The organism is Hydrogenophilus hirschii, assembly GCF_054656675.1.
Genome location: NZ_BAAHXQ010000001.1, coordinates 839771 through 864345, shown reverse-complemented (window position 1 = coordinate 864345; position 24575 = coordinate 839771). Strand labels below are relative to the sequence as shown.

At 61.0% G+C, this 24575-nt stretch carries 22 protein-coding genes; 5 read left to right on the top strand and 17 right to left on the bottom strand.

Annotation, left to right across the window (positions count from 1 at the left end; translation table 11 throughout):
* Nucleotides 1-34: 34 nt before the first annotated feature.
* Together ACYQ4Z_RS04265 and ACYQ4Z_RS04260 are read right to left on the bottom strand one after the other, a co-directional pair.
* Nucleotides 35-790: an S-methyl-5'-thioinosine phosphorylase gene (locus ACYQ4Z_RS04265; protein WP_119335077.1), complete on the bottom strand. Its 756-nt coding sequence runs from the start codon at nt 788-790 to the stop codon at nt 35-37.
* A 33-nt stretch (nt 791-823) separates the two neighbouring features.
* Nucleotides 824-1552: a glutathione binding-like protein gene (locus ACYQ4Z_RS04260; RefSeq protein WP_219973224.1), complete on the bottom strand. Its 729-nt coding sequence runs from the start codon at nt 1550-1552 to the stop codon at nt 824-826.
* A 212-nt stretch (nt 1553-1764) separates the two neighbouring features.
* Here ACYQ4Z_RS04260 and typA point away from each other — a divergent pair, with 212 nt between their 5' ends.
* Complete coding sequence (gene typA / locus ACYQ4Z_RS04255) at nt 1765-3597, top strand: translational GTPase TypA (RefSeq protein WP_219973225.1); 1833 nt, start codon at nt 1765-1767, stop codon at nt 3595-3597.
* On the opposite strand, the gene galU is transcribed toward typA, so the two are convergent.
* From galU to smc, 4 genes are read right to left on the bottom strand one after another with little or no spacing between them, the layout of a single operon-like run.
* On the bottom strand, nt 3594-4484 hold the full coding sequence (gene galU / locus ACYQ4Z_RS04250) for a UTP--glucose-1-phosphate uridylyltransferase GalU (RefSeq protein ID WP_219973227.1): 891 nt from the start codon (nt 4482-4484) through the stop codon (nt 3594-3596). The genes typA and galU overlap by 4 nt on opposite strands.
* A gap of 18 nt (nt 4485-4502) precedes the next feature.
* Nucleotides 4503-6626: an NAD-dependent DNA ligase LigA gene (gene ligA / locus ACYQ4Z_RS04245; RefSeq protein ID WP_459860146.1), complete on the bottom strand. Its 2124-nt coding sequence runs from the start codon at nt 6624-6626 to the stop codon at nt 4503-4505.
* A 12-nt stretch (nt 6627-6638) separates the two neighbouring features.
* Nucleotides 6639-7724 (bottom strand): cell division protein ZipA C-terminal FtsZ-binding domain-containing protein, encoded by a 1086-nt coding sequence (locus ACYQ4Z_RS04240; protein ID WP_219973231.1) that lies wholly within the window; start codon nt 7722-7724, stop codon nt 6639-6641.
* Between the two features lie 24 nt (nt 7725-7748).
* Entirely contained in the window at nt 7749-11246 is a 3498-nt protein-coding gene (smc, locus tag ACYQ4Z_RS04235) for a chromosome segregation protein SMC (protein ID WP_459860145.1), read from the bottom strand.
* Between the two features lie 76 nt (nt 11247-11322).
* Here smc and dapD point away from each other — a divergent pair, with 76 nt between their 5' ends.
* Genes dapD through prmB form a run of 4 tightly spaced genes read left to right on the top strand, consistent with a single transcriptional unit; the run spans nt 11323 to nt 15531 of the window.
* Nucleotides 11323-12153 (top strand): 2,3,4,5-tetrahydropyridine-2,6-dicarboxylate N-succinyltransferase, encoded by an 831-nt coding sequence (gene dapD, locus ACYQ4Z_RS04230; protein WP_219973235.1) that lies wholly within the window; start codon nt 11323-11325, stop codon nt 12151-12153.
* 25 nt (nt 12154-12178) lie between these two features.
* Complete coding sequence (locus ACYQ4Z_RS04225) at nt 12179-13387, top strand: PilT/PilU family type 4a pilus ATPase (protein WP_459860144.1); 1209 nt, start codon at nt 12179-12181, stop codon at nt 13385-13387.
* A 3-nt stretch (nt 13388-13390) separates the two neighbouring features.
* On the top strand, nt 13391-14581 hold the full coding sequence (gene dapE / locus ACYQ4Z_RS04220; protein ID WP_459860142.1) for a succinyl-diaminopimelate desuccinylase: 1191 nt from the start codon (nt 13391-13393) through the stop codon (nt 14579-14581).
* A complete protein-coding gene (gene prmB, locus ACYQ4Z_RS04215) occupies nt 14578-15531 on the top strand; it encodes a 50S ribosomal protein L3 N(5)-glutamine methyltransferase (RefSeq protein ID WP_459860140.1) in 954 nt (317 codons plus the stop codon). The genes dapE and prmB overlap by 4 nt, the downstream gene beginning before the upstream one ends.
* Here the strand turns inward: prmB and ACYQ4Z_RS04210 are convergent, their stop codons facing one another.
* The 11 genes from ACYQ4Z_RS04210 to cysE all read right to left on the bottom strand — a co-directional run bounded on the left by ACYQ4Z_RS04210 (nt 15532) and on the right by cysE (nt 24571).
* The gene (locus ACYQ4Z_RS04210; RefSeq protein ID WP_219973239.1) at nt 15532-15954 is read right to left on the bottom strand and encodes a HesB/IscA family protein; all 423 of its coding nucleotides are present in this window, start codon (nt 15952-15954) and stop codon (nt 15532-15534) included.
* 12 nt (nt 15955-15966) lie between these two features.
* Nucleotides 15967-16287, bottom strand: coding sequence for a non-heme iron oxygenase ferredoxin subunit (locus tag ACYQ4Z_RS04205; protein ID WP_119335067.1), 321 nt, complete (start codon nt 16285-16287; stop codon nt 15967-15969).
* Between the two features lie 18 nt (nt 16288-16305).
* On the bottom strand, nt 16306-16857 hold the full coding sequence (gene sufT / locus ACYQ4Z_RS04200) for a putative Fe-S cluster assembly protein SufT (protein ID WP_459860137.1): 552 nt from the start codon (nt 16855-16857) through the stop codon (nt 16306-16308).
* Nucleotides 16858-16862: 5 nt separating this feature from the next.
* On the bottom strand, nt 16863-17318 hold the full coding sequence (sufU, locus tag ACYQ4Z_RS04195) for a Fe-S cluster assembly sulfur transfer protein SufU (RefSeq protein WP_219973241.1): 456 nt from the start codon (nt 17316-17318) through the stop codon (nt 16863-16865).
* Between the two features lie 12 nt (nt 17319-17330).
* Nucleotides 17331-18569, bottom strand: coding sequence for a SufS family cysteine desulfurase (locus ACYQ4Z_RS04190; RefSeq protein WP_219973242.1), 1239 nt, complete (start codon nt 18567-18569; stop codon nt 17331-17333).
* Nucleotides 18566-19891 carry a Fe-S cluster assembly protein SufD gene (gene sufD / locus ACYQ4Z_RS04185; RefSeq protein ID WP_459860136.1) on the bottom strand — a complete coding sequence of 442 codons (1326 nt, stop codon included), beginning with the start codon at nt 19889-19891 and terminating at the stop codon, nt 18566-18568. Before sufD ends, ACYQ4Z_RS04190 begins: the two co-directional genes overlap by 4 nt.
* Entirely contained in the window at nt 19888-20640 is a 753-nt protein-coding gene (gene sufC, locus ACYQ4Z_RS04180) for a Fe-S cluster assembly ATPase SufC (protein ID WP_283249607.1), read from the bottom strand. Before sufC ends, sufD begins: the two co-directional genes overlap by 4 nt.
* Nucleotides 20641-20664: 24 nt before the next feature.
* Nucleotides 20665-22113 carry a Fe-S cluster assembly protein SufB gene (gene sufB / locus ACYQ4Z_RS04175; protein WP_459860134.1) on the bottom strand — a complete coding sequence of 483 codons (1449 nt, stop codon included), beginning with the start codon at nt 22111-22113 and terminating at the stop codon, nt 20665-20667.
* A gap of 18 nt (nt 22114-22131) precedes the next feature.
* The gene (locus ACYQ4Z_RS04170; RefSeq protein WP_219973248.1) at nt 22132-23286 is read right to left on the bottom strand and encodes a cysteine desulfurase family protein; all 1155 of its coding nucleotides are present in this window, start codon (nt 23284-23286) and stop codon (nt 22132-22134) included.
* The gene (locus ACYQ4Z_RS04165; protein WP_219973250.1) at nt 23283-23711 is read right to left on the bottom strand and encodes an Rrf2 family transcriptional regulator; all 429 of its coding nucleotides are present in this window, start codon (nt 23709-23711) and stop codon (nt 23283-23285) included. The genes ACYQ4Z_RS04170 and ACYQ4Z_RS04165 overlap by 4 nt, the downstream gene beginning before the upstream one ends.
* A 71-nt stretch (nt 23712-23782) precedes the next feature.
* Nucleotides 23783-24571, bottom strand: coding sequence for a serine O-acetyltransferase (cysE, locus tag ACYQ4Z_RS04160; RefSeq protein WP_219973251.1), 789 nt, complete (start codon nt 24569-24571; stop codon nt 23783-23785).
* Nucleotides 24572-24575 lie beyond the last annotated feature (4 nt).

Sequence of the window (24575 nt, the reverse complement as noted above, 5' to 3'; positions counted from 1 at the left end):
TTGCTCTAAACCGCAGGCGCTCAGTTCGCAAATGCTAACCGTTTGGTGTGGAGCACAGATGACAAAACGCTTCGAGAATGCGTTTCGCGCGACCAATCGCTCGTTCGAGTTCGCGCTCCAACGCGTCGAACGCGATCCGTTCTTTCGCGTCGCCCCGCCCGGCTGCCCAATTGGCGACGACGTTCAACGCCGCGTATTCGAGTCCGATTTCACGGGCAAGCACCGCCTCTGGCATCAGGGTCATTCCAACGAGCTCGGCACCATCCCGCGCCAACCGCTCGATTTCCGCTGCGGTTTCCAGCCGTGGCCCTTGCGTACAGGCATAGACGGCGCCATCGACAACCGGCTCTTGACATTCGGTTGCCGCTTGTAAGAGCGCCGTGCGAAGTGACGGCGTAAAGGGTTGGGTGAAGTCGATATGGACCACGGGGTCGTCGGGGCCGTCGTAAAAGGTGCACACCCGCCCCCACGTATAGTCGATGATCTGATGCGGCACGACCAGCGTTCCTGGGGGCAGATGTGGTGCGATGCCCCCCACGGACGCCACTGCGATCACGCGCGTCACCCCAACGTGTTTCAACGCCCACAGGTTGGCGCGGTAGTTGATCTGGTGGGGGGCGATCGTATGGCCGTAGCCGTGGCGGGCAATGAAAACGATCTCTTCACAGCCCAGACGGCCGAAGGTGAGGACGCCGGACGGTTCGCCGTAGGGGGTTCGTACGACCCGCTGCCCAAGCCGTTCGAGATTCGTCAGATTCGAAAGACCACTACCGCCAATCACTGCCAGCATGGGCCTACCCCCTGATGTCCGAAAGCTGCGATTTTACCCGGTCTCGGAGCGCTTCGGGGGGGTGACCGCTTTCAGCTGTTCCGCAGACTGACCGAAAAGGATCGCTTTCCCTTCCTCGGTCACCGCGCCCCGTTTCGCCCACGGTTCTCCGCGGGCGTAGGCACGGGCGACCGCCGGTCGTGCCTGCATCTGTTGGAACCAACGCTTGAGGTTGGGGAAATCGTCGAGGTTTTGCCGTTGCCGTTCGTGCGGAACGATCCACGGATAGATCGCCATATCCGCGATGGAGTAGTCCCCGGCGACCCACTCGACTTCGGCAAGACGACGGTCGAGCACGGCGTAGAGGCGGCTCGTTTCGCGCACATAGCGGTCGATCGCGTACGGGATCGATTCGGGGGCGTATTGGACGAAATGGTGGTTTTGTCCCGCCATCGGGCCAAGCCCGCCCACTTGCCAAAACAACCATTCGAATACCGTTTTGCGCGACCGTAGCGCCGTAGGCAGAAAGCGTCCGATCTTTTCTGCCAAATAGACCAGAATCGCGCCCGATTCGAAAACGGAGATCGGCGCACCGCCATCGGCAGGCGCATGGTCGATGATCGCAGGCATCCGGTTGTTCGGGGAAATCGCCAGGAATTCGGGTTTGAACTGGTCGCCTGCGCTGATGTCGACCGGCACGATGCGGTACGGAAGCGCCGCCTCTTCCAGAAAGATCGTGATTTTGTGGCCGTTCGGAGTTGGCCAATAGTAGAGTTCGATCATCGCCCTGCTTCCTCGGCCAATCAGTCGAGACGGCATTTTGGCCGCTGCGACAACGGCAACGCGCCGGAATGGGCAAAGACCCGTGCCAACTGGACCGGCTTGTAGCGAACCTGCAAGTCATATGTGTTCAATACGACGGTGCCGTGGGGGAACGGTGCCCTTCCCCGTATAATGCGCACCTTTGGCAACGAATCGTACGAAAGCGTTTGTTTATGACGACCCAAACCCACCCTGCGATTCGCAACATCGCGATCATCGCCCACGTCGACCATGGCAAAACGACATTGGTCGACCAACTGTTGAAACAGTCAGGAACCTTTGCCAACCATCAGACCGTCGGAGAACGGATCCTCGACAGCAACGAACTGGAGCGTGAGCGTGGCATCACCATTTTGGCGAAAAACTGCGCGATCACCTATGAAGGAACGCTGATCAACATCATCGACACCCCCGGTCACGCCGATTTCGGTGGTGAGGTCGAACGGGTGCTTTCGATGGTCGATGGCGTCTTGCTCTTGGTCGACGCGGTCGAAGGGCCGATGCCGCAAACGCGTTTCGTTACGCAGAAGGCGCTCGCTCTGGGGTTGAAACCGATCGTCGTGATCAACAAAATCGACCGCCCGGGAGCGCGCCCCGATTGGGTGATCAACGCCACGTTCGACCTCTTCGCCGAACTCGACGCCAGTGACGAACAACTCGATTTCCCCGTCGTCTATGCCTCTGCGCTCAACGGTTACGCGACGCTCGACCTCAAGACCCCTTCGAGCGACATGCGCCCCCTTTTCGAGGCGATTCTCACCCATGTCCCGCCCCCCGCCGTAGACCGTGACGCGCCCCTCCAACTCTTGATCGCGTCGCTCGACCACTCCAACTATCTGGGGCAGATGGGGATCGGTCGCATCAAACAAGGGGTGTTGCGCCCCAATCAAGAGGTTGCGGTCTATCGCGGTGAAACGTTCCTAGGCAAGGGCAAGGTTGGGCAAATCCTCGGTTTTCGCGGCTTGGAGCGGATCCCGGTTCCTGAAGCCACCGCAGGCGACATCGTGATGGTGAGCGGGATCGACGCCATAGGGATTGGGGTCACCCTCTGTGATCCGGACGATCCGCAGCCGTTACCGCCCATCGCCGTCGACGAACCGACGCTGACGATGACCTTCATGGTCAATACCTCACCTCTTGCCGGGCGTGAAGGAAAATTTGTCACCAGCCGCCAGATTCGCGAACGGCTGGAAAAAGAGCTTTTGCGCAACGTCGCACTGCGAGTCGACTTCGGCGGCGAATCGGCAGAACAGTTCGAGGTCTCGGGGCGCGGCGAGCTCCATTTGACCATTTTGCTCGAAAACATGCGACGGGAAGGGTTCGAATTGGCAGTCGGCCGGCCCCGAGTCGTCTTCAAAGAGATCGACGGCGTGCGGTGTGAGCCGTACGAACGCCTCACCGTCGATATCGAAGAGGGACACCAAGGCGCGGTGATGGAAGAGCTGGGGCGCCGGCGCGCCGAACTCCTCGATATGCAGATCGACGGCAAAGGGCGGGTGCGGATGGAATACCGCATTCCGGCTCGAGGGCTGATCGGTTTCCAAGGCGAGTTCCTGACGCTGACCCGCGGCACGGGGCTCATGAGTCACATCTTCGACGACTATGCGCCGTACGCCGGACCGATCCCCGGTCGGCGCAACGGCGTCCTCGTCTCTCAAGAAGACGGCGAATGTGTCGCGTACGCGCTTTGGAAGCTGCAAGAACGCGGGCGGATGTTCGTGAAACCAGGTGATCCGGTCTACGAAGGGATGATCATCGGCATTCACAGCCGAGAAAACGACCTGGTCGTCAATCCGGTGCGGACCAAACAGCTCACCAACATTCGCGCTTCGGGTTCCGACGAGGCGGTGCGCCTCACACCGCCCATCGAACTGACGCTGGAACGCGCGGTCGAATTCATCGACGACGACGAACTGGTCGAGATCACGCCGACGAGCATCCGGCTGCGCAAACGGCTCCTCAAAGAGCACGAACGGCGCAAAGCAGCAAGGAGCGACACCGACTAAAGCGCCGTGATCCGCTCTTTGAGATAGGCGCGGAACGCTTCGGCCACCTCGGGATGGCGCAGTGCAAATTCGACGGTGGCTTGCAGGTATCCGGCTTTCGACCCACAGTCGTAACGCACCCCTTCGAATGCGTAGGAGAGTACCGCCTCCTCTTTGAGAAGCGAGCTGATCGCGTCGGTGAGCTGGATCTCTCCCCCTGCCCCCGGTTGGATGCGCTTGAGGTGATCGAAGATCGCGGCGGTGAGGATGTAGCGGCCAACCACCGCTTGTGTCGAAGGGGCCTTTTCGGGTTCGGGTTTTTCGACGATCGCGCGGATGCGCCGGGTATTGCCCTGCTCACACGGATCGGTGCTGACGATTCCGTACTGCTTGGTCTGCTCACGCGGTACGGTCATCGTCCCCAACACCGAACAACGGTGGTACGCGAAGACCTCGACCATTTGCTGGAGCACCGGTTTGCCATCGTTGTTGTCGCAGAGGTCGTCGGCAAGGAGCACCGCAAAGGGTTCGTTGCCGACCACTGGTTGCGCGCACAGGACCGCGTGCCCCAAGCCCAACGCCTCGGGTTGCCGAATATAGATGCAGGTCACCCCTTGGGGGACGGTCTTGCGCACCACCTCCAACAACGCGTGTTTGCCACGCTGTTCGAGTTCCGATTCCAGCTCATAAGCTTTGTCGAAGTGATCTTCGATCGAGCGCTTGGTCCGCCCGGTGATGAAAATGAGCTCGGTGATCCCCGCTGCGACCGCCTCTTCCACTGCATATTGAATCAGCGGCTTGTCGACGATCGGCAACATCTCTTTGGGACTTGCCTTGGTCGCGGGCAGAAAACGCGTTCCCATCCCCGCGACGGGAAAAACCGCTTTGCGTACCAAGGGTCGGGCCATAGTTTTCTCCACATTCAGTCAAATAGATGAAGTTGAATTACTTTTTTCCGCGATGAGGCGCCTGAGTCCTGCTTCGTCGAGGATGGGAATCCCCAGCGCTTCCGCTTTCGCCAATTTGCTCCCAGCAGCTTCGCCCGCGACGACGTAACTCGTCTTTTTCGATACCGATCCGCTTACCCTGCCTCCGTGCGCTTCGATGAGCGCAGTGGCCGCTTCGCGCGTGAGCGTGGGCAAGGTGCCCGTGAGCACGAACGTCAGACCTGCCAACGCGTGGGATCGGTTCGCTTCGCTCGGGTCGGCTGGTGCGGGCATTGCGTCTTGAGACGAAACCGATGTCGCCGCAAGGGGTTCCCCTTCCAACCAGGTAACCCCATGGCGCTTGAGCGCGGCGATCACTTCGAGGTTATGAGGTTCGCGGAAAAATTGATGAATCGACGCCGCCACGATCGGACCGATTTCCGGCACCGCCATCAGATCGGCTTCGGTCGCTGCGATGAGGGCATCGAGCGAACCGAAATGGCGCGCCAGATCTTTTGCCGTGGCTTCGCCCACGTTACGAATCCCCAGGGCGTAGAGGAAACGGGGCAACGTGGTATGGCGGCTGCGCTCGATCGCGGCGATGAGGTTTGCGGCCGACTTCGGTCCCATCCGGGGTAAAGTGGCCAACCGATCGACGGAGATCCGCTCAGGGTCGTAGAGATCGGCTGGGTTGCGCACCCATTCCCGATCGACGAGTTCGGCAATCAGTTTTTCGCCCCACCCTTCGATGTTCATCGCTCGGCGGCTCGCGAAATGTTCGATTGCCCGTTTGCGTTGCGCGGGACAGTAGAGTCCGCCGGTACAGTAGGCGATCGCTTTTTCGGGATCCCGTTCGACGTGCGAGCCACAAACGGGACAGTGCGATGGCAGCGTGAACACCTGCTCCGTGCCACGTCGCCGCTCGGGCAGGGAGCGGACGATTTCGGGAATCACGTCACCGGCACGGCGCACGACGACCCAGTCGCCGATGCGAATGTCTTGCTGCCGGATGAACGTTTCGTTGTGGAGCGTCGCGTTCGCAACGGTAACGCCGCCAACCGCAACCGGGGCAAGGCGCGCCACCGGAGTCAGCGCACCGGTGCGCCCCACTTGGACATCGATTGCCAGAAGTTGCGTCACTGCCTCTTGCGTGGGGAATTTGTGCGCGATCGCCCAACGCGGAGCGCGCGCGACGAACCCCAGGCGATCTTGCTCAGCAAACGCATCGACTTTATAGACAACGCCGTCGATATCGAAAGGGAGTTGGTCTCGGCGCGCCAGCATCTTCTGGTAGTAGTCGAGCAGCGCTTCGGCACCGACCACGGTCTGGCGCCATTCGGAAACCGGGAAGCCGAACCGCTCTAGACGTTCGAGCGCCTCGGAATGGGTTTCCGGGGCCGCATCGACCCCTTCGGCGCGAACCCATTGGTAAGCGTAAAAGCGCAGCGGCCGTTTCGCAGTGACTTTGGGGTCGAGCTGGCGCAAGCTTCCCGATGCGGCGTTTCGTGGGTTCGCGAAGGTCTTTTCGCCCGCAGCAAGCTGGCGTGCGTTGAGTGCGGCAAAATCGGTATGAGTCATCACCACTTCGCCGCGTACTTCGAGAAGCTTTGGCGCTTCGTCGGGCAAACGCAACGGGATCGTGCGAATGGTCCGGGCGTTAGCGGTGACCTCTTCCCCTTTGAACCCATCGCCGCGGGTTGCCGCGCGGGTCAGCACGCGGTTTTCGTAGAGGAGCGAAATCGCAACACCGTCGAATTTGGGTTCACAGGCGTACCGCACCGCGGTGACGCCCAACCCTTCGCGGCAGCGGCGATCGAACGCCAACACCTCTTCCGGGGTGAACGCATTGGTGAGTGACAACATGGGGATCTCATGGGTCACTTCGCGAAATTCGGGTGCCGGCGTCCCCCCCACGCGCTGCGTGGGCGAATCGGGGGTGATCAATTCCGGATACTGCGCTTCCAGCGCTTCGAGTTCCCGAAAAAGCCGATCGTATTCGGCGTCCGGGACCAAGGGTTCGTTGCGCACATAATAGGCGTAATCCAAGCGCCGGATCGTTTCGCGCAGGGTTGCAACGCGTTCACGAACCGCGCCGGGAATCGTTCGGGTGCGCTGTAACGACAATGCCGCTTCTCCTTAGGCAAAGAGGCGTTGCGCAACCGTGCCACCCGGTGGCACTTCGAATTGCCGCATCCGTTCGTGGCTCGACTCCACTTGTCCCCGGAGCCATTTGAGCGCTTCGGGGGAAAGCGGAGCCCCGTCGTCGGTGACGATTTCGGCTTCGAGCGTTTTCGTCAATTTTTCCGCGAACGCGATCATCCGGTCGAAGACGGCAGCCGACGGGATGAGCGCGGTTTCGAGAACGAGCGTCAGTGCGGGGACTTGGCGGACGCGCATTTCGGCAGCGATGAACGGCTCTCCCGTCGCGTCCATGAGTGCGAAGAGGACCGCGCCATTGTCGTCGTAGAGGCGATAAACGCCATCGGCGTCGAGCCGCATGCCGTACGCCTCGGCGGCGGCGCGAACTTTGGTGCCACGCATCATCCCTTCACGGGGTTTGAGGTTGATCGCGATTTGCAGATCGACGTCGTGGCAGAAACGATCCAGTTCTTGCGCCAAGCGCAATACCTGCGTACGCGAATCGATGCGACCGAGCGCCAGACCCAATTGGTCGGCAACCCGCTCGGCACCCCCGATAAAGCGCAGGTATTCCCGCTCGCCGATCGGGCCGGAACGATCACAGAGTTGGAGTGCCGCTAGGATTTTGTGCGGCGTGCCATTGCTTTCGAGCGTGACGAGTTCCCAGTCGTTGTTGGCGTCGTCGAAAAAGTACCAGCGCATCGGCAAATTGTCGGCGTCGCGGAATTCGGCGATCAGGACTTCACGCAGCCGCGCGAGATCGATCGGTTCGCTCGCGGTGAATTCCACCATCAGGTCCACCCGCCGGTGGAGGTGGCGCGGGTGTTCTGGCGGGTGTTCGGGACGGGGTTCGACCGGCAGCTCCGGTTCGTTTTCGCGCACCACGCGGCTTCGTTTCACTGGGCCAAACGGGTTGAGCCGCCCTTCCGGTTCCACTTCCAGCGAACGCGCCTCGTCGGGACGCGCAAAGCTCTGTTCGATCTTTTTGCGGTGTTGGTGGGTCTGCCACGCGGTGTAGGCCCAAAAACCTACGCCGGCCAGTGCAGCGACCCCCCCCAAGGCAAGCAACAGTTGGGTATCCATCGAATCGGTTCCTAACGCCGAAGGTTATACGGCCGGTTGCGCCAATTGTACGGCACGTTCCACGTCGACGTCCACTGTGCGGGAAACCCCTTGCTCGCGCATCGTCACCCCGACCAAACGATCCGCTGCGGCCATCGTCAGTTTGTTGTGGGTGATCACGAGGAACTGGGTTCGTTCTGCCATCGTGCGAATCAGCGCCGCATAGCGCTGGGTATTGGCGTCGTCCAGCGGCGCGTCGACCTCGTCGAGAATGCAAAACGGCGCGGGATTGAGGTCGAAAAAGGCGAAAACCAGCGCAATCGCAGTCAAAGCTTTCTCGCCGCCAGAGAGGAGCTGGATCGTGCCGTTCTTTTTGCCGGGTGGCTGTGCGATGATCTGTGCGCCGGCGTCGAGGATTTCGTCTCCCGTCAGCGCCAATTGCGCTTGCCCGCCACCAAAAAGTTGCGAGAAGCGTTCGGAAAAGGCGCGATTGACCGCGCGGTGGGTCTGTTGCAACGCTTCCCGCGTCTCTTTGTCGATGGTACGGATCGCTTCCCGCAAGGTCTGTTCGGCAGCAGCGATATCATCGACTTGGCGTTGCAATGCGTCGATCTCCTGGGTGAGCGCTTCGAGTGCAGCGAACGCCGCGTGGTTCACTGGCCCGAGCGCGTCGATCGCTTGGGTGAGTCGTTCCAATTCGTTGGCGAGCTGCTGTTCGTCGAGATGAGGGACCTGAACCCGCAACGCGTCCCAGTCGACCTCCGCCGCCGCCAAGGCCTCTTGCCACCGCGCCACTTCCATTTCCGCGGTAACGCGTGCATCGTGCGCCTGTTGCCACGCCGTTTCGAGCGCGTTCCGTGCCTGTTCGTGGGCCTGCGCCTGCTGCTCTGCGGCGCGAAAGTGCGCTTCCGCGGCTTTCACGGCTTCACGCGCTCCCCGGACGGCTTGTTCGGCCTGGTCGAGTTGCGCCTCCAAGGCGCGCACGGTTTCTGGTGCGGGTCCGGTATCGAGCGCAGCGGCTTCACGGTCGAGCTCCGCAAGTCGGCTCTCGAGCCGTTGCCGTTCCGTTTCCGTTCGCGTAAGGCTTTCTGCTAGGAGCGTGCAATGCCGGGTCATCTGTTGCTGTTGCGCTGCGAGCGCCTGCTTCTCGTGCTCGAGTGTGCGCGCGTTTTGTTGCGCCTCTTGCCAGGCACTTTGCGCAACGCGCGCCTCGGTGCGCGCTCGCTCCAACGCTTCGTCCAGCAGTGCGAGCTGCTCGAGCAGCGCTTCCTCTTCGTCGTTTCGCTCTGCGATCTCGTCATGCAATCGCGCCCATTCGGCATCGAGCTCAGCCAGGCGCGCCAAACGTTCGGCGCGCCAGCGCTTTGCCCACGCCAACTGCTCTTTGCGTTGCGCCAATTGCAATGCAAGTTTCTGCTCGTGCTGTGTGATTTGGCGCTGCTCAGCGCGCAGCGCTTCACCCTTTTCCCGGGCAATTTGGTATCGTTCCGCACACAGCGCCGCATGCTGCTCGGCAGACTCGATCTCTTTTTCGATGGCGACCAACCGTTGTTGCCATTCGGCGAGCTCGGCACGCTGTTCGAGCAGGGTCGCTTCCTGTGCCGCCGAATCGGATTCGTTCCGAGGAATCCAGCCCCAAGGGGTGAGTTGCCCACCGTCACGGGTCACGACGATGGCGTGACGGGCGACCACCCACGCGTCGATTGCCGCAGTAAGGGTTTCGGTCAGCCAGACGTTGTCGAGTTTTGCGCGCAGCCACGATGCGAGCGCGGGATCGGACGTCGTGATCACCGAATGGAGGGCAACGACGCCTTGCAGTGGCTTTAGCGGATCGTTCGGTGTGCGTTCGGGAACCGCGTCGCGCCGCACGGCGCACGAGCCTACACCCTTCGGCAATACGCCATCCGGCGTAGCGGCTATGCTCTGCATCCACGGTGTGAGCGCGGCCGCAACTGCATTAGCATACTCAGGGGCCACATCGATCTGCTGCCAGAGTTCTGGCTTTTCCGCAGCGTGCGCTTTGGCCGCAGCGTTTCGATGCCGCGACAATGCTTTTTCCAAGCTACGCACGCGACCCGCCACTTCCGCCCGTTGTTCGCGCCAGGACCGAAGGGCCTCATCCGCTTGGCGCGTTTCGGTGTCGAGCGCTGTACATTCGACGTCGCTTTGCGCCAACGCACGTTCCAGTCTAGCGCGTTGTTCCTGAACCGCCGTCTGTTCCGCAAGGAGCGGCGCCAAATCCGCAGGCGCGTCGTCGTGGGATTCCAGCTCTTGGCGCAAGTGCGCGCGCTGCGTAAAAATCTTTTGCTGCTGCCGCTCAGCAGTTTGCCGATGGAGTCGCACCTGCGCAAGGCGCCTGTCGAGCTGATCCCTTTCGTGCTGCAAACGTTTCTCGACGGCGTGTTTTTGTTGCGCAACGCGTTCGGCAGCTTGCAACGCCTCCTGAGCGGCATCCCAGGCTTCGAGCAGCTCCTCCCAGCGCGCTTCACAGACCGCGACCTCTTCCTGCGCTGCGTTCAACGCTTCAGCAAGCCGCTTGTGTTCTGCTGCCCAGCGGGCGCGCTCAGCAAGGATCGTTTCGCGTTCCTGCGCCAACGCCGTTTGTCGCATCGCAGCGTTCTGCGCTTGGTGGCGCAGTTCCACCACCTGCGCCTGAATCTGATAGTAATGCTGCTGCGCTGCTTCCAACGCGTGCGAAGCGTCCTGAAAAGCGGTTTGCGCCGCGGCTCTTTCCTGTGACAGCGCGGTTTGCTGTTCGCGCCATTCGGCCAGTTGCTTCTCAGCTTCCCTTTCGGCACACTCAGCTTCGGCCAAGGCGCGCTCTGCACGCACCCGACGCAACGCCCACAAAAGACGCTCCGTTCGCGTTTTTTGCGCGGTCCATTTGCGCCAGGTTTTGGCAGTTTCCGCTTCGGCTTGGAGTCGGGCTTTGTTGCTGCGCAACGTCGCCAACTGATCCCGGAGACGTGCGAGGTGCGCTTCGGCTTCCTGGAGCTTCGCTTCCGTCTCTTTGCGGCGTTCCCGATATCGGGTCACTCCTGCGGCCTCTTCGAGCAGATGGCGCAACTCTTCCGGTTTGGCTTCGATCAGTCGGTTCACCATCCCCTGCTCGATGATCGCGTACGCGCGCGGTCCCAGACCGGTGCCCAAAAAGAGGTCGAGCACATCTCGCCTCCGCACCCGTTGACCGTTGAGCCAGTAACTCGATTCCCCGTCTCGGGTCAGAATCCTTTTGACCGAGAGTGTTTCAAACCGCGCCCATGCCCCCACTCGCGCTTCGTTGAGGTTGTCGAAGATCAGCTCGACGCTGGCGCGAGCTGCGGGTTTGCGTTCGGCGCTGCCGTTGAAGATCACGTCGCTCATCGTCTGCGCGCGCATACTGGAGGCGCGCGTTTCACCAAGCACCCAGCGCACGGCGTCGATCACGTTCGACTTGCCGCAGCCATTGGGGCCAACGATCGCGACAAACGGCGCATCGACCGCAATCACGGTGGGTTCGACGAAGGTTTTGAAGCCAGCGAGTCGGATTCGGGAAAGTCGCATCGTCACCTCATGCAACCATTGGGCGCGCATGATACCATTTGCCGTTTGAATTCACTGGTGGAAGAAAGGAAGCGGAATGAACTGGCAGGAGACGCAAGCACTCATCGACGCGGCATTCGAAGAGCGTACCCGCTTTTCCCCGACCAATGCTCCGCAAGACGTACGCGACGCGGTGGATGCGGTGATTGCCGGGTTGGACCGTGGCGAGCTTCGGGTTGCGGAGCGGCGGGGCGTCGGTGATTGGGTGGTCAATCAGTGGGTCAAGAAAGCGGTGCTCCTCTCCTTCCGCCTCTACGAAAACTGGGTGATGGATGACGGAGTTTCGCGCTATTTCGACAAAGTCGCCCCCAAATTCGCGTCGTACGACGAAGCGGCGTTTCGCGCCGCTGGGTGTCGCGTCGTTCCCCAGGCGATGGTACGCCGTGGGAGTTACATCGCCAAAAACGTGGTCTTGATGCCCAGCTACGTCAATATCGGTGCGTACGTCGACGAAGGCACGATGGTCGACACCTGGGCAACCGTCGGCTCGTGCGCGCAAATCGGTAAAAACGTGCACCTTTCGGGTGGTGTCGGGATTGGCGGCGTGTTGGAGCCGGTTCAAGCTGGCCCGGTGATCATCGAAGACAACGTGTTCATCGGCGCACGCTCGGAGATCGTCGAGGGGGTGGTGGTCGAAGAAAACAGCGTGATCTCGATGGGGGTCTATATTGGACAAAGCACCCGAATTTTCGATCGCGAGACGGGGGAAATCCATTACGGACGCGTTCCTTCGGGTTCGGTCGTCGTCCCCGGGTCGTTGCCGAGCGCCGATGGACGCTATAGCCTCTACTGCGCGGTGATCGTCAAGCGGGTGGATGCGCAAACTCGCGCCAAAACCGCGATCAACGAACTCTTGCGCGGCACTTGAACCCATACCGGACTGAGCAGTTCCGATGGCACAACTCACCCCTACCTTCGAGAAGATCTTCCGCCTGATGGCGGCGAAACGAGCGTCCGACGTCTATTTGAGTGCGGGTGCGCCGGTGACGATTCGGATCGAAGGCAACGCCCAACCCTTGAACGCCCAGCCACTGACCGCACCCCAACTCACCGAGTGGCTGCAGGCGTTCGTCGCTGAGGAAGCGCGTTGGGCGCAGTTCGTCCGCGAACGGGAGCTCAACTTTTCGCTGCCACTGCCCGGTATTGGCAATTTCCGCTGCAACCTCTTTTGGCAGCGCGGCACCCCGGCTGCGGTGTTTCGCTACATTCCATTGACGATCCCGTCGCTCGAGTCGCTTCATCTGCCGCCGATTTTGCGCGACCTGGCGATGGCGCAGCGCGGTTTGGTGTTGGTGGTCGGGGCCACGGGCAGCGGCAAATCGACCACGTTGGCGTCGATGGTCGACACCCGCGCGGCCCAGCGCAGCGGCCATATTCTTACGGTCGAAGACCCGATCGAGTTCCTCTTTCAACATAAGAAATCGATCGTTAATCAGCGCGACGTCGGTACCGATACCCACTCTTGGGCCGATTCCCTCAAGAACGCGATGCGGCAGGCACCGGATTGTATTTTGATCGGCGAGATCCGCACGCGCGAAACGATGGAAGCGGCGCTGCAATACGCGCTCACGGGACATCTGGTGCTCGCGTCGCTGCATGCCAACACCAGCTATCACGCGCTCAACCGCATCGTGAACTTTTTTCCGTTGGAGAGCCGCGCGCTCCTCTACGGAGACCTGGCGGTTGCGTTACGCGCGATCGTTGCGCAACGGTTGGTTCCTGGACTAAGGGGTCGCCGCTATCCGGCCGTTGAGATCCTGCTCAACACTGCGCTCATCGCTGAAGCGATCGAAAAGGGAAACCTCTTTGCCGTTCGGGAAGCGCTCGAACGCTCGCTCACCGCCGAGATGAAAAGTTTCGAAGAGGCGCTTGCGCAGCTGGTGGAAAGCGGCGCGATCACTCGCGAAGTCGCGATGCAATACGCCGATTCCCCCAGCAATCTGGCTTGGCGGCTCGACAACGGCCCCAGCAACCGGGTCAAAGACGAAGTGTCGGAGCAGGAACCGGTACCGGGTTCGCAGCGATCAGCGCCCAATCCTCTGCGCACTCCTGCTGCTTCGGACGAAACTTCCGTGGATTTCTCTCACTTTCGGATCGAATGAACCATGTTGGACGCGCAAAACGGCGATTCGGTCATGATGAGCCCGGTGTTGGAACTCGCGAAAGCACTGATTGCCCGCCCGTCGGTCACGCCCGACGACGCGGGTTGCCTTGACCTCATCGCAAATCGGCTCACTTCGCTCGGTTTTTCCTGCGAACGGTTCGATTGCGCAGGGGTCGCTAATCTCTGGGCGCGGCGCGGCACAGCGCAACCCTGCGTCGTCTTTGCTGGCCACACCGACGTCGTTCCGCCAGGCGATTCGGCACGCTGGCGCTTTCCCCCTTTCACGCCGACGGTCGCCGAAGGGGATGACGGCGTAGTCTATCTCTACGGCCGCGGTGCGGCTGACATGAAAAGTTCGCTCGCAGCGATGGTCGTCGCCGCAAGCCGCTTCGTTGCGTCGCACCCCAACCACCGGGGCTCGATCGCGTTTCTCCTCACTTCCGACGAAGAAGGACCTGCCCAGTATGGTACACGCCACGTCGTCGATCTCCTTGCGCAACGGGGGGAAACGCTCGACTACACGATCGTCGGCGAACCAACGTGCAGCCAACGCTTGGGCGATACCCTCAAAAACGGTCGGCGCGGTTCCCTCACCGGCCACCTCACCGTGCTGGGGAAACAGGGGCACGTCGCCTATCCCCACCTCGCCGACAATCCGGTTCACCGTTTGGCGCCAGCGCTTGCGGAACTGTGCAGCACGGTCTGGGATCACGGCAACGACGATTTTCCGCCCACCACGTTTCAAGTGGCCCATATCCATGCCGGAACGGGGGCGACCAATGTCATTCCTGGCACCTGCACGGTCGATTTCAATTTCCGTTTCAGTACCGAACAGACCCCGGAGCAGTTGATTGCGCGCACCGAAGCGATTTTGAACCGGCACCACCTCCGCTACACGTTGGACTGGTCCCTTTCGGGGCGCCCGTTTTTGACCCCACGGGCGGAGCTGGTCACGGCATTACACCATGCGATCACTGCCGTAACGGGCGTGACGCCCACCTGCTCGACAAGCGGCGGAACTTCGGATGGCCGCTTCATTGCCCAAATCTGTCCCCAAGTGGTCGAATTTGGACCCGTGAACGCAACGATCCATCAGGTCGACGAGCGCATTGCCGTCGCCGATCTCGAACCCTTGGCGCGCATCTATGAAAGCACGCTCCACAAACTGCTCGCCAGAGAGGAGGGCGTATGAACAGCGACGAAACTTTTTCGCTCACGCTGGGCACCGAATGGGAAACAGCCATAGAAAACCTGACAACGGTGCGTGATTGGATCCGTTTTGCCGTCACCGCGATGGAATCCGCCGAATGCGCCTATGGTCAAGGGTGTCTCGATGCGATTTGCGAAGCGCGGTGGCTGGTTGCACGAGCGCTCCACCTCCCGCTCGACACACTCGATATGCTGCTCGACGCCCGATTGCTGCCCGACGAACGGAGCCACCTGGCGGAACTCCTAGCCGCGCGTACCGAAGCACGCGTGCCCACCGCCTACCTCCTCAACGAGGCGTGGCTACAGGGAAAACCGTTCTATGTCGACGAGCGGGTGATCATTCCGCGTTCGTTCCTGGCCGAACTCCTTGCACCGGAAGCACTGGCGCGCTGGCTCGAGAAACCCCCTACGGCAGTCACGCGCGTGCTCGAACTGTGCACGGGAAGCGGCTGTTTGGCGATTCTGGCTGCCGAAGCGTTTCCCAACGCGCAAATCGTTGCAACCGACCTGTCACCGGACGCGTTGGCTGTCGCGCAAATCAACGTGGAAAGTTATGGACTCGCGGAGCGCATCACGCTTGCGCAAGGTGATCTTTTTGCGGCGCTGAACGATCCGATCGAACCGTTCGACCTGATTCTGGCCAACCCGCCGTATGTGACTACTGAGGCGATGGCCAATCTTCCCGACGAATTCCGCTACGAGCCGCAACTGGCGCTGGCCGCAGGGGATGATGGGATGACGCTGGTGCGGCGCATCGTTGCCGACGCGCCGCGCTACCTCACACTGGGCGGGAGACTCCTCGTGGAAGTGGGGCACAACCGTCGTGAGGCAGAGGCAGCGCTCGCTGTCCCCGGCAAACCGTCGCTACCGCTCACGTGGCTGGCTACCGCGGGGCACCCCGAAGCGGTCTTCGCGCTCACCGCACCGTGGTGATCACGCTCCGGTAGCGGGAAGCGCAAAGCTCTCCCCACACCCACACGATTCGCTGACGTTGGGGTTGTGGTAGGTCAAGCGACGCGACAACCCCTCCCCTTGGTAATCGATCGTAAGCCCTTTGAGGTAGGGAAAGCTCGCGGCATCGACGACCACCCACCACCTCTCGTTGGGCACCGAAAAGGCCAAATCGTCCGCACCGATCGATTCCGCCAATGCCACGTGGTACATCCAGCCGGAACAACCACTCTTTTTCGTTCCGATGCGAAGCCCCAGCGCTTGCGCTTTGTCGACCATTTTCCGGATATGGGTGGCAGCTGCCGGGGTGACGGTGATTCGTTCGTGGTCAGGATAGCGTTCACCCCGCGCCAGCGCTTCCGCGATCGGCGCAGTGACCGTTTTTTCTGCTGTGGATCCGTTCATTCACGTGCTCCCTCAATCCCATCGTGCGTCACGCACTTGAACCAACCCGTTGGCGACGCGAACGGGAAAAGTGGTGACTGCTTCAACCGCGGGGGGCGTGAGCGCCGCACCCGTTTTCAAACAGAACTGCGCGCCATGTTTGGGACAGGTGATCGTCTCGTCCCGCAGCGCGCCATCTGCCAGAGGAACGTCCGCGTGGGTGCACCGATTTTCGACGGCATAAAACCCCGTTTCGGTCCGCACCACGACCACCTCGACATCGTCGAGTGGCACGACACGGTACGAACCCACCGCAAAATCGTCTTCCGCTGCCACTGTTACCCAATCGCTCATTGCACCTCCCCGTTTCGTTCAGTAAGTTCCCGTAGCGAGTCGTGCCGCTTCGCTCATCCGACTGCGATCCCACGGCGGGTCGAAAACCAGTTCGACGTCACACGATTCGACGGTCGGAACGTCGAGCACGCGTCGCCGCACCTCTTCGGCAAGAACAGGCCCCATGCCGCAAGCCGGAGCGGTAAGCGTCATTTTGATCTGGACATGGCGGCTGCCGTTGCTCTGCGGGATCACCTGGCAGTCGTAAATCAACCCCAGGTCGACGATATTGACCGGAATTTCCGGGTCGTAGCAGGTCTTGAGCTGCTCCCAAACGAGTGCCTCGACCGCCCTGTCGTCCGCCCCTTCGGGCAGTTGCGGTTTGGGGCGCGGCGTTTTACCCAACGCATCGGCGTCGGTTCCATCGACCCGAAAGAGGCGCCAACCGAGCTGAATGGTATAGGAGCCACCCAATGCTTGCACGATTTCGACCTCGGTTCCCGCGGGCAACATCGCTGGCTCTCCCGACGGAACCGCAATCACGGGACAGTCGCGGGTCAGCACCACGGTTTCGCTTTGATTGCCGAACATCGCGCTCACTCCGTGGAAATTGCAGCAGGGGCGTCATCAGAAAGCGCCGCTTCCAGCGTACGCCACGGCAGCATCGCACACTTGACGCGACTGGGATAGTCACGCACGCCTGCCAACACGCCAAGTTTCCCCAACGCCATCGGGTCTGTCGGCGCCTCGGACGCCGTGAGCAGTTCCACCATCTTGGAAAGCAGCGTTTCGGCCTCTTCGACCGTTTTGCCTTTGAGCGCTTCGGTCAGCAGCGACGCCGACGCGGTCGAAATCGCACAGCCTTCACCGACGAAGCTCACGTCCGCGATACGCCCTGCTTCCAGTTTGACGAAAAGACGCAGGTGATCCCCGCAGAGCGGGTTGTGCCCTTCGACGGTGCGCGTTGCATCGGCCATTTCGTGAAAATTGCGCGGATGCCGTACGTGATCCAGGATCAATTCCTGGTAGAGGTCGCGCAGCTCTTGTTCCATGCCCACTCCTTTTCACACCAGCAAATCACGCGCTCGGTGCAATGCGTCGGTCAACTGGTCGATTTCCGCAAAGGTGTTGTAGAACGCGAACGAGGCCCGCGCGGTGGCCGGAACCCCGAAAAAGGTCATCACCGGCATTGCACAATGGTGCCCGACCCGAATCGCCACGCCGTAGCGGTCGACGATCGTTCCCAAATCGTGGGGGTGGATGCCGTCGATGGTGAACGAGACCACCGCAGCCTTTTCGGGTGCAGTTCCGACGATCTTGAGTCCGGGTACCGTTTGCAGTCGCTCCGTTGCGTAGGCGAGCAACTCCTGTTCGTAGCGCAGCGCCGCGAGGCGGTCCAACCTTTCGAGGTATTCGATCGCTGCTTTGAGTCCAATCGCACCCGCGATGTGGGGCGTTCCGGCTTCGAAGCGCTGCGGCGGCGGTGCAAAGGTGCTTTTTTCGAACGAAACCGTACGGATCATGTCGCCGCCCCCTTGATAGGGCGGCATCGATTCCAGCAGCTCGGCTTTGCAGTAGAGCACGCCGATACCGGTCGGACCGAAGAGTTTGTGCCCGGAAAAGCAGTAGAAATCGGCGTCGAGCGCCTGCACGTCCACCGGCATATGGGGTACGGCCTGGGCGCCGTCGACCAGTACCGGGACACCGTGCTGGTGCGCGATCGCAATGAGCTCGGCCACCGGATTGATCGTGCCGAGCGCGTTCGAGACATGGGTCACCGCAACCAAGCGGGTGCGCGGCGTGATCAACGCAGCGAGCTGTTCCGTTTGCAACGCACCGCTTTCGTCCATCGGGATCACCTTGAGGACGATCCCAGTGCGGGCTTGCACGAGTTGCCACGGCACGATATTGGCGTGGTGCTCCATCGCGGTAACGATCACTTCGTCGCCAGGCTGAAAACGCGCGCCAAAACTGGCCGCGACGAGGTTGATCGCTTCGGTGGTGCCGCGCACGAAGACGATTTCGTTCGCAGAGCGCGCGTTGAGAAACCGCCGTGCTGCTTCCCGCGCCGCTTCGTACGCGATCGTTGCCCGCTCCGCGAGCGCATGGACACCGCGGTGGATGTTGGCGTTGTCGTGGCGGTAGAAATGGGCGATCGCGTCGATCACCGCGTTCGGTTTTTGGGTGGTTGCGGCATTGTCGAGATAGGCAAGCGGTTTGCCATGCACGGTTTGCGCCAAGATCGGGAAATCGGCGCGAACGGCTTCGACATCCCACGTGGTTACGCACTGCGGTGCATTCATAGCTGCTCCTCCAGAATATCGCGGTCCGGGAGTCTGCCGACCAGCCGCTCCGTGAGATAGGTTTTGAGCGCAGGAAGCGTCACCGCTTCGACCACCGCTTCGGCAAAGGCAAAGATCAAGAGCGCGTCTGCTTCCTGAGGCGATAGCCCGCGGCTCAGGAGATAGAAGCGGGCGTCGCGATCGAGCTGGCCCACTGTCGCGCCGTGGCTACACGTCACGTCGTCGGTATAGATTTCGAGCTCTGGTTTCGCGTCGATCTCAGCACCAGGATGCAACAGCAGACTCTTCACCGATTGCTGCGCGTCGCTTTTCGCGGCGCCAGGTGCGACACGCACTTTTCCTTTGAAGACCCCACGACCCCGCTCCAAACCGATCAGGCGATACCGTTCGCGACTGGTCGTGGCCGCCGCTTCGTGAAAGAGGCGCGTATGGGTGTCGATGTGCTGACGCGCACCCACCAAATAGAGCCCTTCCAACTCCGCTACTGCTTCCGGTGCGTGAAGATGGACGTTGAAATCGTGACGGGCAAGGCGCCCCCCCAGTTGGATATTGAACGAGCGGTAACAGGCGTTCGCATCCACCGCAACGGCATGGGTCGCTATCTGCTGCACCGCGGCAGGGAGTTCCTGAACGACGTAATGGGTCAGTTGTGCGTTGCGCGCCAGGGTAATCTCCGATACGGCGTTGACAAAATGGCTACTGGCGGCGTCGCCGATCGCGTGCTCGATGAGGGTTGCCGACGCGCCCGCTTCAACGACGACGAGCAGCCGAGGGTGTACCGCCAAGGGAATCGACGCTCCTTCACCGGCAACGCCAGCGCTCACTTGCCAAACGATTTCGAGCGGCGTCGCCACGGGCGCGGTAATCCGCAGGCAAAGTCCGCCGCTTGCCAACGCGGTATTGAGATCGACGAACGACGAATGTTCGCTGGTGGCGAATGCAGCAAACCGTTCCTGCCAAAACGGGTCGGTCAACGCCACCGCCAATGGCAGCGCGGTTACCCCTTCGGGTGGCTCGTCGGGCGCGGCAACCAAGCGACCATCGACGAAACGCCATTGGCGCGTTTCACCGTGCGGCCATTCGAGCTCCGTCGGCGTCGTCTGCGGCAGCGCTTCCCCCACATCGGGCAGCGTGAACGCGCGATTGGCGATTCCCTGAACCGATGTGTACTTCCACTCCTCGTCGCGGCGCACCGGAAAACCACGCGACAAAAAACGCGCGCACGCGGCGCGTTGCCGTTCGGCCACGCTTTCGGGGAGCGTCGGTCGGTAGGTTTCGAGTTGGGCCACGAGCGGTTGGGCGATCACCGTCGACGCATTCATGCTGCTACCTCGTCGATCAACCATTGATACCCTTTCGCCTCCAGCTCATGCGCCAGGGTTTTGTCGCCCGAACGGATGATCCGCCCTTGGTAGAGGACATGGATCACGTCGGGTTCGACATAGTCGAGCAACCGCTGGTAATGGGTTACCATCACGATTGCGCGGTTCGGGTCGCGCAATCGGTTGATCCCGTCGGCGACGATCTTCAACGCATCGATATCGAGCCCGGAGTCGATCTCGTCCAAGAGCGCCAATTTCGGCTCGAGCACGAGCATCTGCAAAATTTCGTTGCGTTTCTTTTCTCCACCCGAAAACCCGGAGTTAACCGAGCGGTGCAGGAACGATTCGTCCATCTTCATCAGGCGCATTTTTTCCCGCACCAACGCCATGAATTCGAACGCGTCGGCTTCCGGTTCGCCGCGGTGTTTGCGCATCGCGTTGTACGCCGCTTTGAGGAGGTAGACGTTCTTCACGCCCGGAATTTCGACAGGGTACTGGAAACTGAGCAGTAACCCTTCGCGCGCGCGAATCTCGGGCGCCATTTCGAGCAGGTCTTGCCCCAAATAGCGCACCGACCCCGCGGTGACTTCGTACCCGTCACGCCCGGCGAGCACCTGACAGAGCGTACTCTTCCCCGAACCGTTCGGTCCCATAATCGCATGGACTTCGCCGGCACGGACTGTCAGGTCCAAACCGTTCAAAATCGTTTTCCCATCGACCGCAGCGGTCAACCCTTTGACTTCCAACATCGGTATCACTCCCATCCGTTCCGTTCAGCCGACCGCGCCTTCCAGGCTGACCTGCATCAGCGCTTCGGCCTCGACCGCAAATTCCATCGGCAGATTGTTGAACACCTCTTTACAAAACCCATTCACCACGAGGTTGACCGCGTCTTCTTCTGAAAGCCCCCGCTGCTGCAGGTAGAAGATCTGATCTTCGGCGATTTTCGACGTCGTGGCTTCATGCTCGACCTGTGCGGAAGGGTTCGCCACCTCGATGTACGGGTAGGTATGGGCACCGCATTCGCCGCCGATCAACAGCGAATCGCATTGCGTGTAGTTGCGCGCCCCTTCGGCAGTGGGCAACACCTTGACGAGTCCACGGTAGGAGTTTTGAGCCTTGCCCGCGCTGATCCCTTTGGAGATGATGGTACTGCGGGTGCGTTTGCCGATGTGGATCATCTTCGTACCGCTGTCGATCTGCTGCCGGTGGTTACCCACCGCCACCGAATAGAACTCGCCGACCGAATCGTCGCCGCGCAAGATGCAGCTTGGGTATTTCCACGTGATCGCCGAACCGGCTTCGACCTGGATCCACGAAATTTTGCTGCGTGCGCCGCGGCATTCGCCCCGTTTGGTGACGAAGTTGTAGATGCCCCCGCGCCCCTCTTCGTCGCCAGGGTACCAGTTCTGTACCGTCGAATATTTGATCTCTGCCCCTTCGAGCGCGATCAATTCGACCACCGCAGCGTGCAATTGATTTTCGTCGCGCATCGGCGCCGTACACCCTTCGAGGTAGCTGACATAGCTCCCCTCGTCGGCGATGATCAATGTGCGCTCGAATTGCCCCGTGTCGCTCGCGTTGATCCGAAAATAGGTGGAAAGCTCCATCGGGCACCGCACCCCTTTCGGGATATAGACGAACGAACCGTCGGAAAAGACCGCGGAATTGAGTGCCGCAAAGAAGTTGTCACCGGGCGGGACGACCGAACCCAAGTACTTCTGCACCAGTTCCGGATGTTCCCGAACCGCTTCCGAAAACGAGCAAAAGATGATGCCGAGTTCTGCAAGCTTTTCGCGGTAGGTCGTTGCGACCGAAACGCTGTCGAACACCGCGTCTACGGCGACGCCAGCCAGACGCGCCCGTTCGTGCAGAGGCACGCCCAATTTTTCGTACGTTTCCAGCAATTTCGGGTCGACTTCGTCGAGGCTCTTGGGCCGATCTTTTCCCAGTTTGGGGGCCGCGAAGTATGAGATCGCTTGGTAATCAATCGGTGGGTATTCGACCTGGGCCCAATGGTGCGGCTCTTCCATCTCTTGCCAGAGGCGAAACGCGTTGAGCCGCCATTCGAGCAGAAACTCGGGTTCACCTTTGCGCGCCGAAAGCCGCCGAATCACCGCTTCGTCGAGCCCGGGCGGGAAAACCTCTTCTTCGATCGCCGTTTCGAACCCGTATTTGTACTCACGAGCGACCAACGCCGCTACGTCATTTGTGCTCGTCATCGCACACTCCTTCTGGTATTACCACGCCACCGCGGCAACAGCCTGGCGATGGCGCTCTTGAATGCGGTCAATCGCCGCAAGCAAACGTGCAATGTCCTCTGCTTGCGTGGTAGGACCGGTGCTCACCCGCACCGCCGCGCGCGCAATTGCCTCTGCAACACCCATCGCGCGTAGCGTATGCGAAGCACCTGGATGCGCACTGGAGCAAGCGGAGCCGCTTGCGACCGCAAACCCTTCACGGTCAAGCTCGATCACCCAACTTTCGCCCACCTCTCCTGGGAACGCAAAGAAGGTGGTATTCGGTAACCGCTCGGCCCCTGCGGAAAAGATGGTGGCACCGCGCGCCAGTAAGCCGGTTTCGAGTTGCTGTTGCAACGCCCGTGCATGTGCCGCCCACACGCGCTGCGCGGAAACAACCACAGGAGCCACCGCGCCCAACGCGGCGATCGCCAGTCCATTTTCCGTGCCCGAGCGCCAACCCGATTCCTGTCCCCCACCGGCAATAAGCGGAGCCCATTCGATGCGGCGGTCGAAAACGAGCACCCCGACGCCAATCGGCGCACCGATCTTGTGGCCGGAGAGCGTGAGGGCATCGACCCCAAGCGCCGCGAAGTCCACCGGCAGTTTGCCCCATGCCTGCACGGCATCGCAATGGACGATCGCCCCTGCGGCACGCGCTTCTTGTGCCAGTTCTGCAACCGGTTGGATCACGCCGCTTTCGTTGTTCGCCAACATCACCGAAACCAACGCAGGCCGTTGCGCCAAAATCGATTGCCAACCCTTTTCGTCGATTCGGCCTTCGGCGTCGACGGGAATCGTCGCTACGCACCAACCCAACCGCTGCAATTGCTTCGCCGGTTCACGCACGCACGGGTGTTCGACCGCGCTCACCGCAATCAGCCCGGGTTCCGGTCGCGCCCAAGCCACCCCTTTGAGAAACGCGTTGTTGGCTTCCGAACCGCCACTTGTGAACACCACCTGATTGGGCATCACACCAAGCGTTTCGGCGACGCGGTGGCGCGCTGCTTCGATCGCTGCGCGAATCGCTTCCCCAAAGCGGTGCCGACTCGAAGCGTTACCATACCGCTTTTCTGCGAACCATTCGGCAATAACCGCCTCGGCAGCAGGGTGTAACGGCGCCGATGCGTTCCAGTCGAGATAGGTAACGCTCATTTCCCTACACGTCGGATCGGTTTGATCTCGCCACGCACCACCTGGCCCAACGACACCGAAGAAAGATATTCCGCGATCTTGACGTTGAGGTTTTCCCACAGGTGGTGGGTGGAACAGATGTGATCGTTCAGACAGTTTGCTTTCCCACCGCAACGGGTGGTATCGATCCCCTCGTCGACCGCATCGACGATTTCCGCGATCGAAATTTCGTCCATCGAACGCGCCAATCGATAGCCGCCGCCTGGCCCCCGCGCACTCGTCACCAGCCCGGCGCGGCGCAACCGCGCAAAGAGTTGCTCCAGATAAGAGAGCGAAATTTCCTGCCGTTCCGCGATCGTTGCAAGCGGCACGGGCCCTTCCCCTTGCTGTTGCGCCAGATCGACCATCGCACTCACAGCAAAACGCCCTTTGGTCGTTAGTTTCATGATGGGTCAATCCCTGTTTGCTCAATGGGGATACCGTACAATAATTGACTAAAAAAGTCAAGAATTGTTCCTTACCCCATCCATCGACTGACTTGTTGCGGATCGAAGTCGCGATCGGCAACGAACGCTTTTTCATCCAAGCGGATGCCGGCTTCAGCCAGGTGGTTCAGCAACCGTTCGAACCGGCGGTCTGACTCGATCATATGATCGAGCATCGCGTGCAAAGCTTTTACCAAGGGATCGTCGAGGTCGCGCGTCACACCGTATGCGGTAAAGCCGATCTCCTCGGCTTTTCGGCGCCGCGCCTCCTCTTGTTCGCAAGAGCGCTCGTCCCGACCGTTGGGCATAATGATCCGCGCCGGGTTGCCCACCGCGGTCGCTCCTGCCGGTACCGGTTTGACCACCACGGCGTTCGAGCCGATTTTTGCACCTTCCCCGACGGTGAACCCGCCCAAGACCTTTGCGCCAGCACCGACCACCACACCGCGCTCGAGCGTCGGATGGCGTTTCGTTCCGCGGTAGAGACTCGTCCCCCCGAGTGTAGCGCCCTGGTAGATCGTACAATCGTCGCCCACTTCCGCGGTTTCGCCGATCACTACCCCCATCCCGTGATCGATGAAGACGCGTCGGCCGATCTTCGCGCCTGGGTGGATTTCGATCCCCGTGAGCCAACGCGAAAGGTGGCTGAGAAAACGCGCCAGCCAGCGCCAGTTGCGTTGCCACAGTGCATGCGCCAGCCGATGGATCCACACCGCATGCAAACCGGGATAACAGGTAAGCACCTCCCAACGCGTTCGGGCAGCAGGGTCCCGTTGCAAAATCGCTTCGATGTCTTCGCGAATCCGTTCGATCCAGCTCATCACA

Coding starts and splice junctions, on each gene's coding strand:
- ACYQ4Z_RS04265 (WP_119335077.1), bottom strand. CDS start 790: ATGCTGGCAGTGATTGGCGGTAGTGGTCTTTCGAATCTGACGAATCTC.
- ACYQ4Z_RS04260 (WP_219973224.1), bottom strand. CDS start 1,552: ATGATCGAACTCTACTATTGGCCAACTCCGAACGGCCACAAAATCACG.
- typA (WP_219973225.1), top strand. CDS start 1,765: ATGACGACCCAAACCCACCCTGCGATTCGCAACATCGCGATCATCGCC.
- galU (WP_219973227.1), bottom strand. CDS start 4,484: ATGGCCCGACCCTTGGTACGCAAAGCGGTTTTTCCCGTCGCGGGGATG.
- ACYQ4Z_RS04240 (WP_219973231.1), bottom strand. CDS start 7,724: ATGGATACCCAACTGTTGCTTGCCTTGGGGGGGGTCGCTGCACTGGCC.
- smc (WP_459860145.1), bottom strand. CDS start 11,246: ATGCGACTTTCCCGAATCCGACTCGCTGGCTTCAAAACCTTCGTCGAA.
- dapD (WP_219973235.1), top strand. CDS start 11,323: ATGAACTGGCAGGAGACGCAAGCACTCATCGACGCGGCATTCGAAGAG.
- ACYQ4Z_RS04225 (WP_459860144.1), top strand. CDS start 12,179: ATGGCACAACTCACCCCTACCTTCGAGAAGATCTTCCGCCTGATGGCG.
- dapE (WP_459860142.1), top strand. CDS start 13,391: ATGTTGGACGCGCAAAACGGCGATTCGGTCATGATGAGCCCGGTGTTG.
- prmB (WP_459860140.1), top strand. CDS start 14,578: ATGAACAGCGACGAAACTTTTTCGCTCACGCTGGGCACCGAATGGGAA.
- ACYQ4Z_RS04210 (WP_219973239.1), bottom strand. CDS start 15,954: ATGAACGGATCCACAGCAGAAAAAACGGTCACTGCGCCGATCGCGGAA.
- ACYQ4Z_RS04205 (WP_119335067.1), bottom strand. CDS start 16,287: ATGAGCGATTGGGTAACAGTGGCAGCGGAAGACGATTTTGCGGTGGGT.
- sufT (WP_459860137.1), bottom strand. CDS start 16,857: ATGTTCGGCAATCAAAGCGAAACCGTGGTGCTGACCCGCGACTGTCCC.
- sufU (WP_219973241.1), bottom strand. CDS start 17,318: ATGGAACAAGAGCTGCGCGACCTCTACCAGGAATTGATCCTGGATCAC.
- ACYQ4Z_RS04190 (WP_219973242.1), bottom strand. CDS start 18,569: ATGAATGCACCGCAGTGCGTAACCACGTGGGATGTCGAAGCCGTTCGC.
- sufD (WP_459860136.1), bottom strand. CDS start 19,891: ATGAATGCGTCGACGGTGATCGCCCAACCGCTCGTGGCCCAACTCGAA.
- sufC (WP_283249607.1), bottom strand. CDS start 20,640: ATGTTGGAAGTCAAAGGGTTGACCGCTGCGGTCGATGGGAAAACGATT.
- sufB (WP_459860134.1), bottom strand. CDS start 22,113: ATGACGAGCACAAATGACGTAGCGGCGTTGGTCGCTCGTGAGTACAAA.
- ACYQ4Z_RS04170 (WP_219973248.1), bottom strand. CDS start 23,286: ATGAGCGTTACCTATCTCGACTGGAACGCATCGGCGCCGTTACACCCT.
- ACYQ4Z_RS04165 (WP_219973250.1), bottom strand. CDS start 23,711: ATGAAACTAACGACCAAAGGGCGTTTTGCTGTGAGTGCGATGGTCGAT.
- cysE (WP_219973251.1), bottom strand. CDS start 24,571: ATGAGCTGGATCGAACGGATTCGCGAAGACATCGAAGCGATTTTGCAA.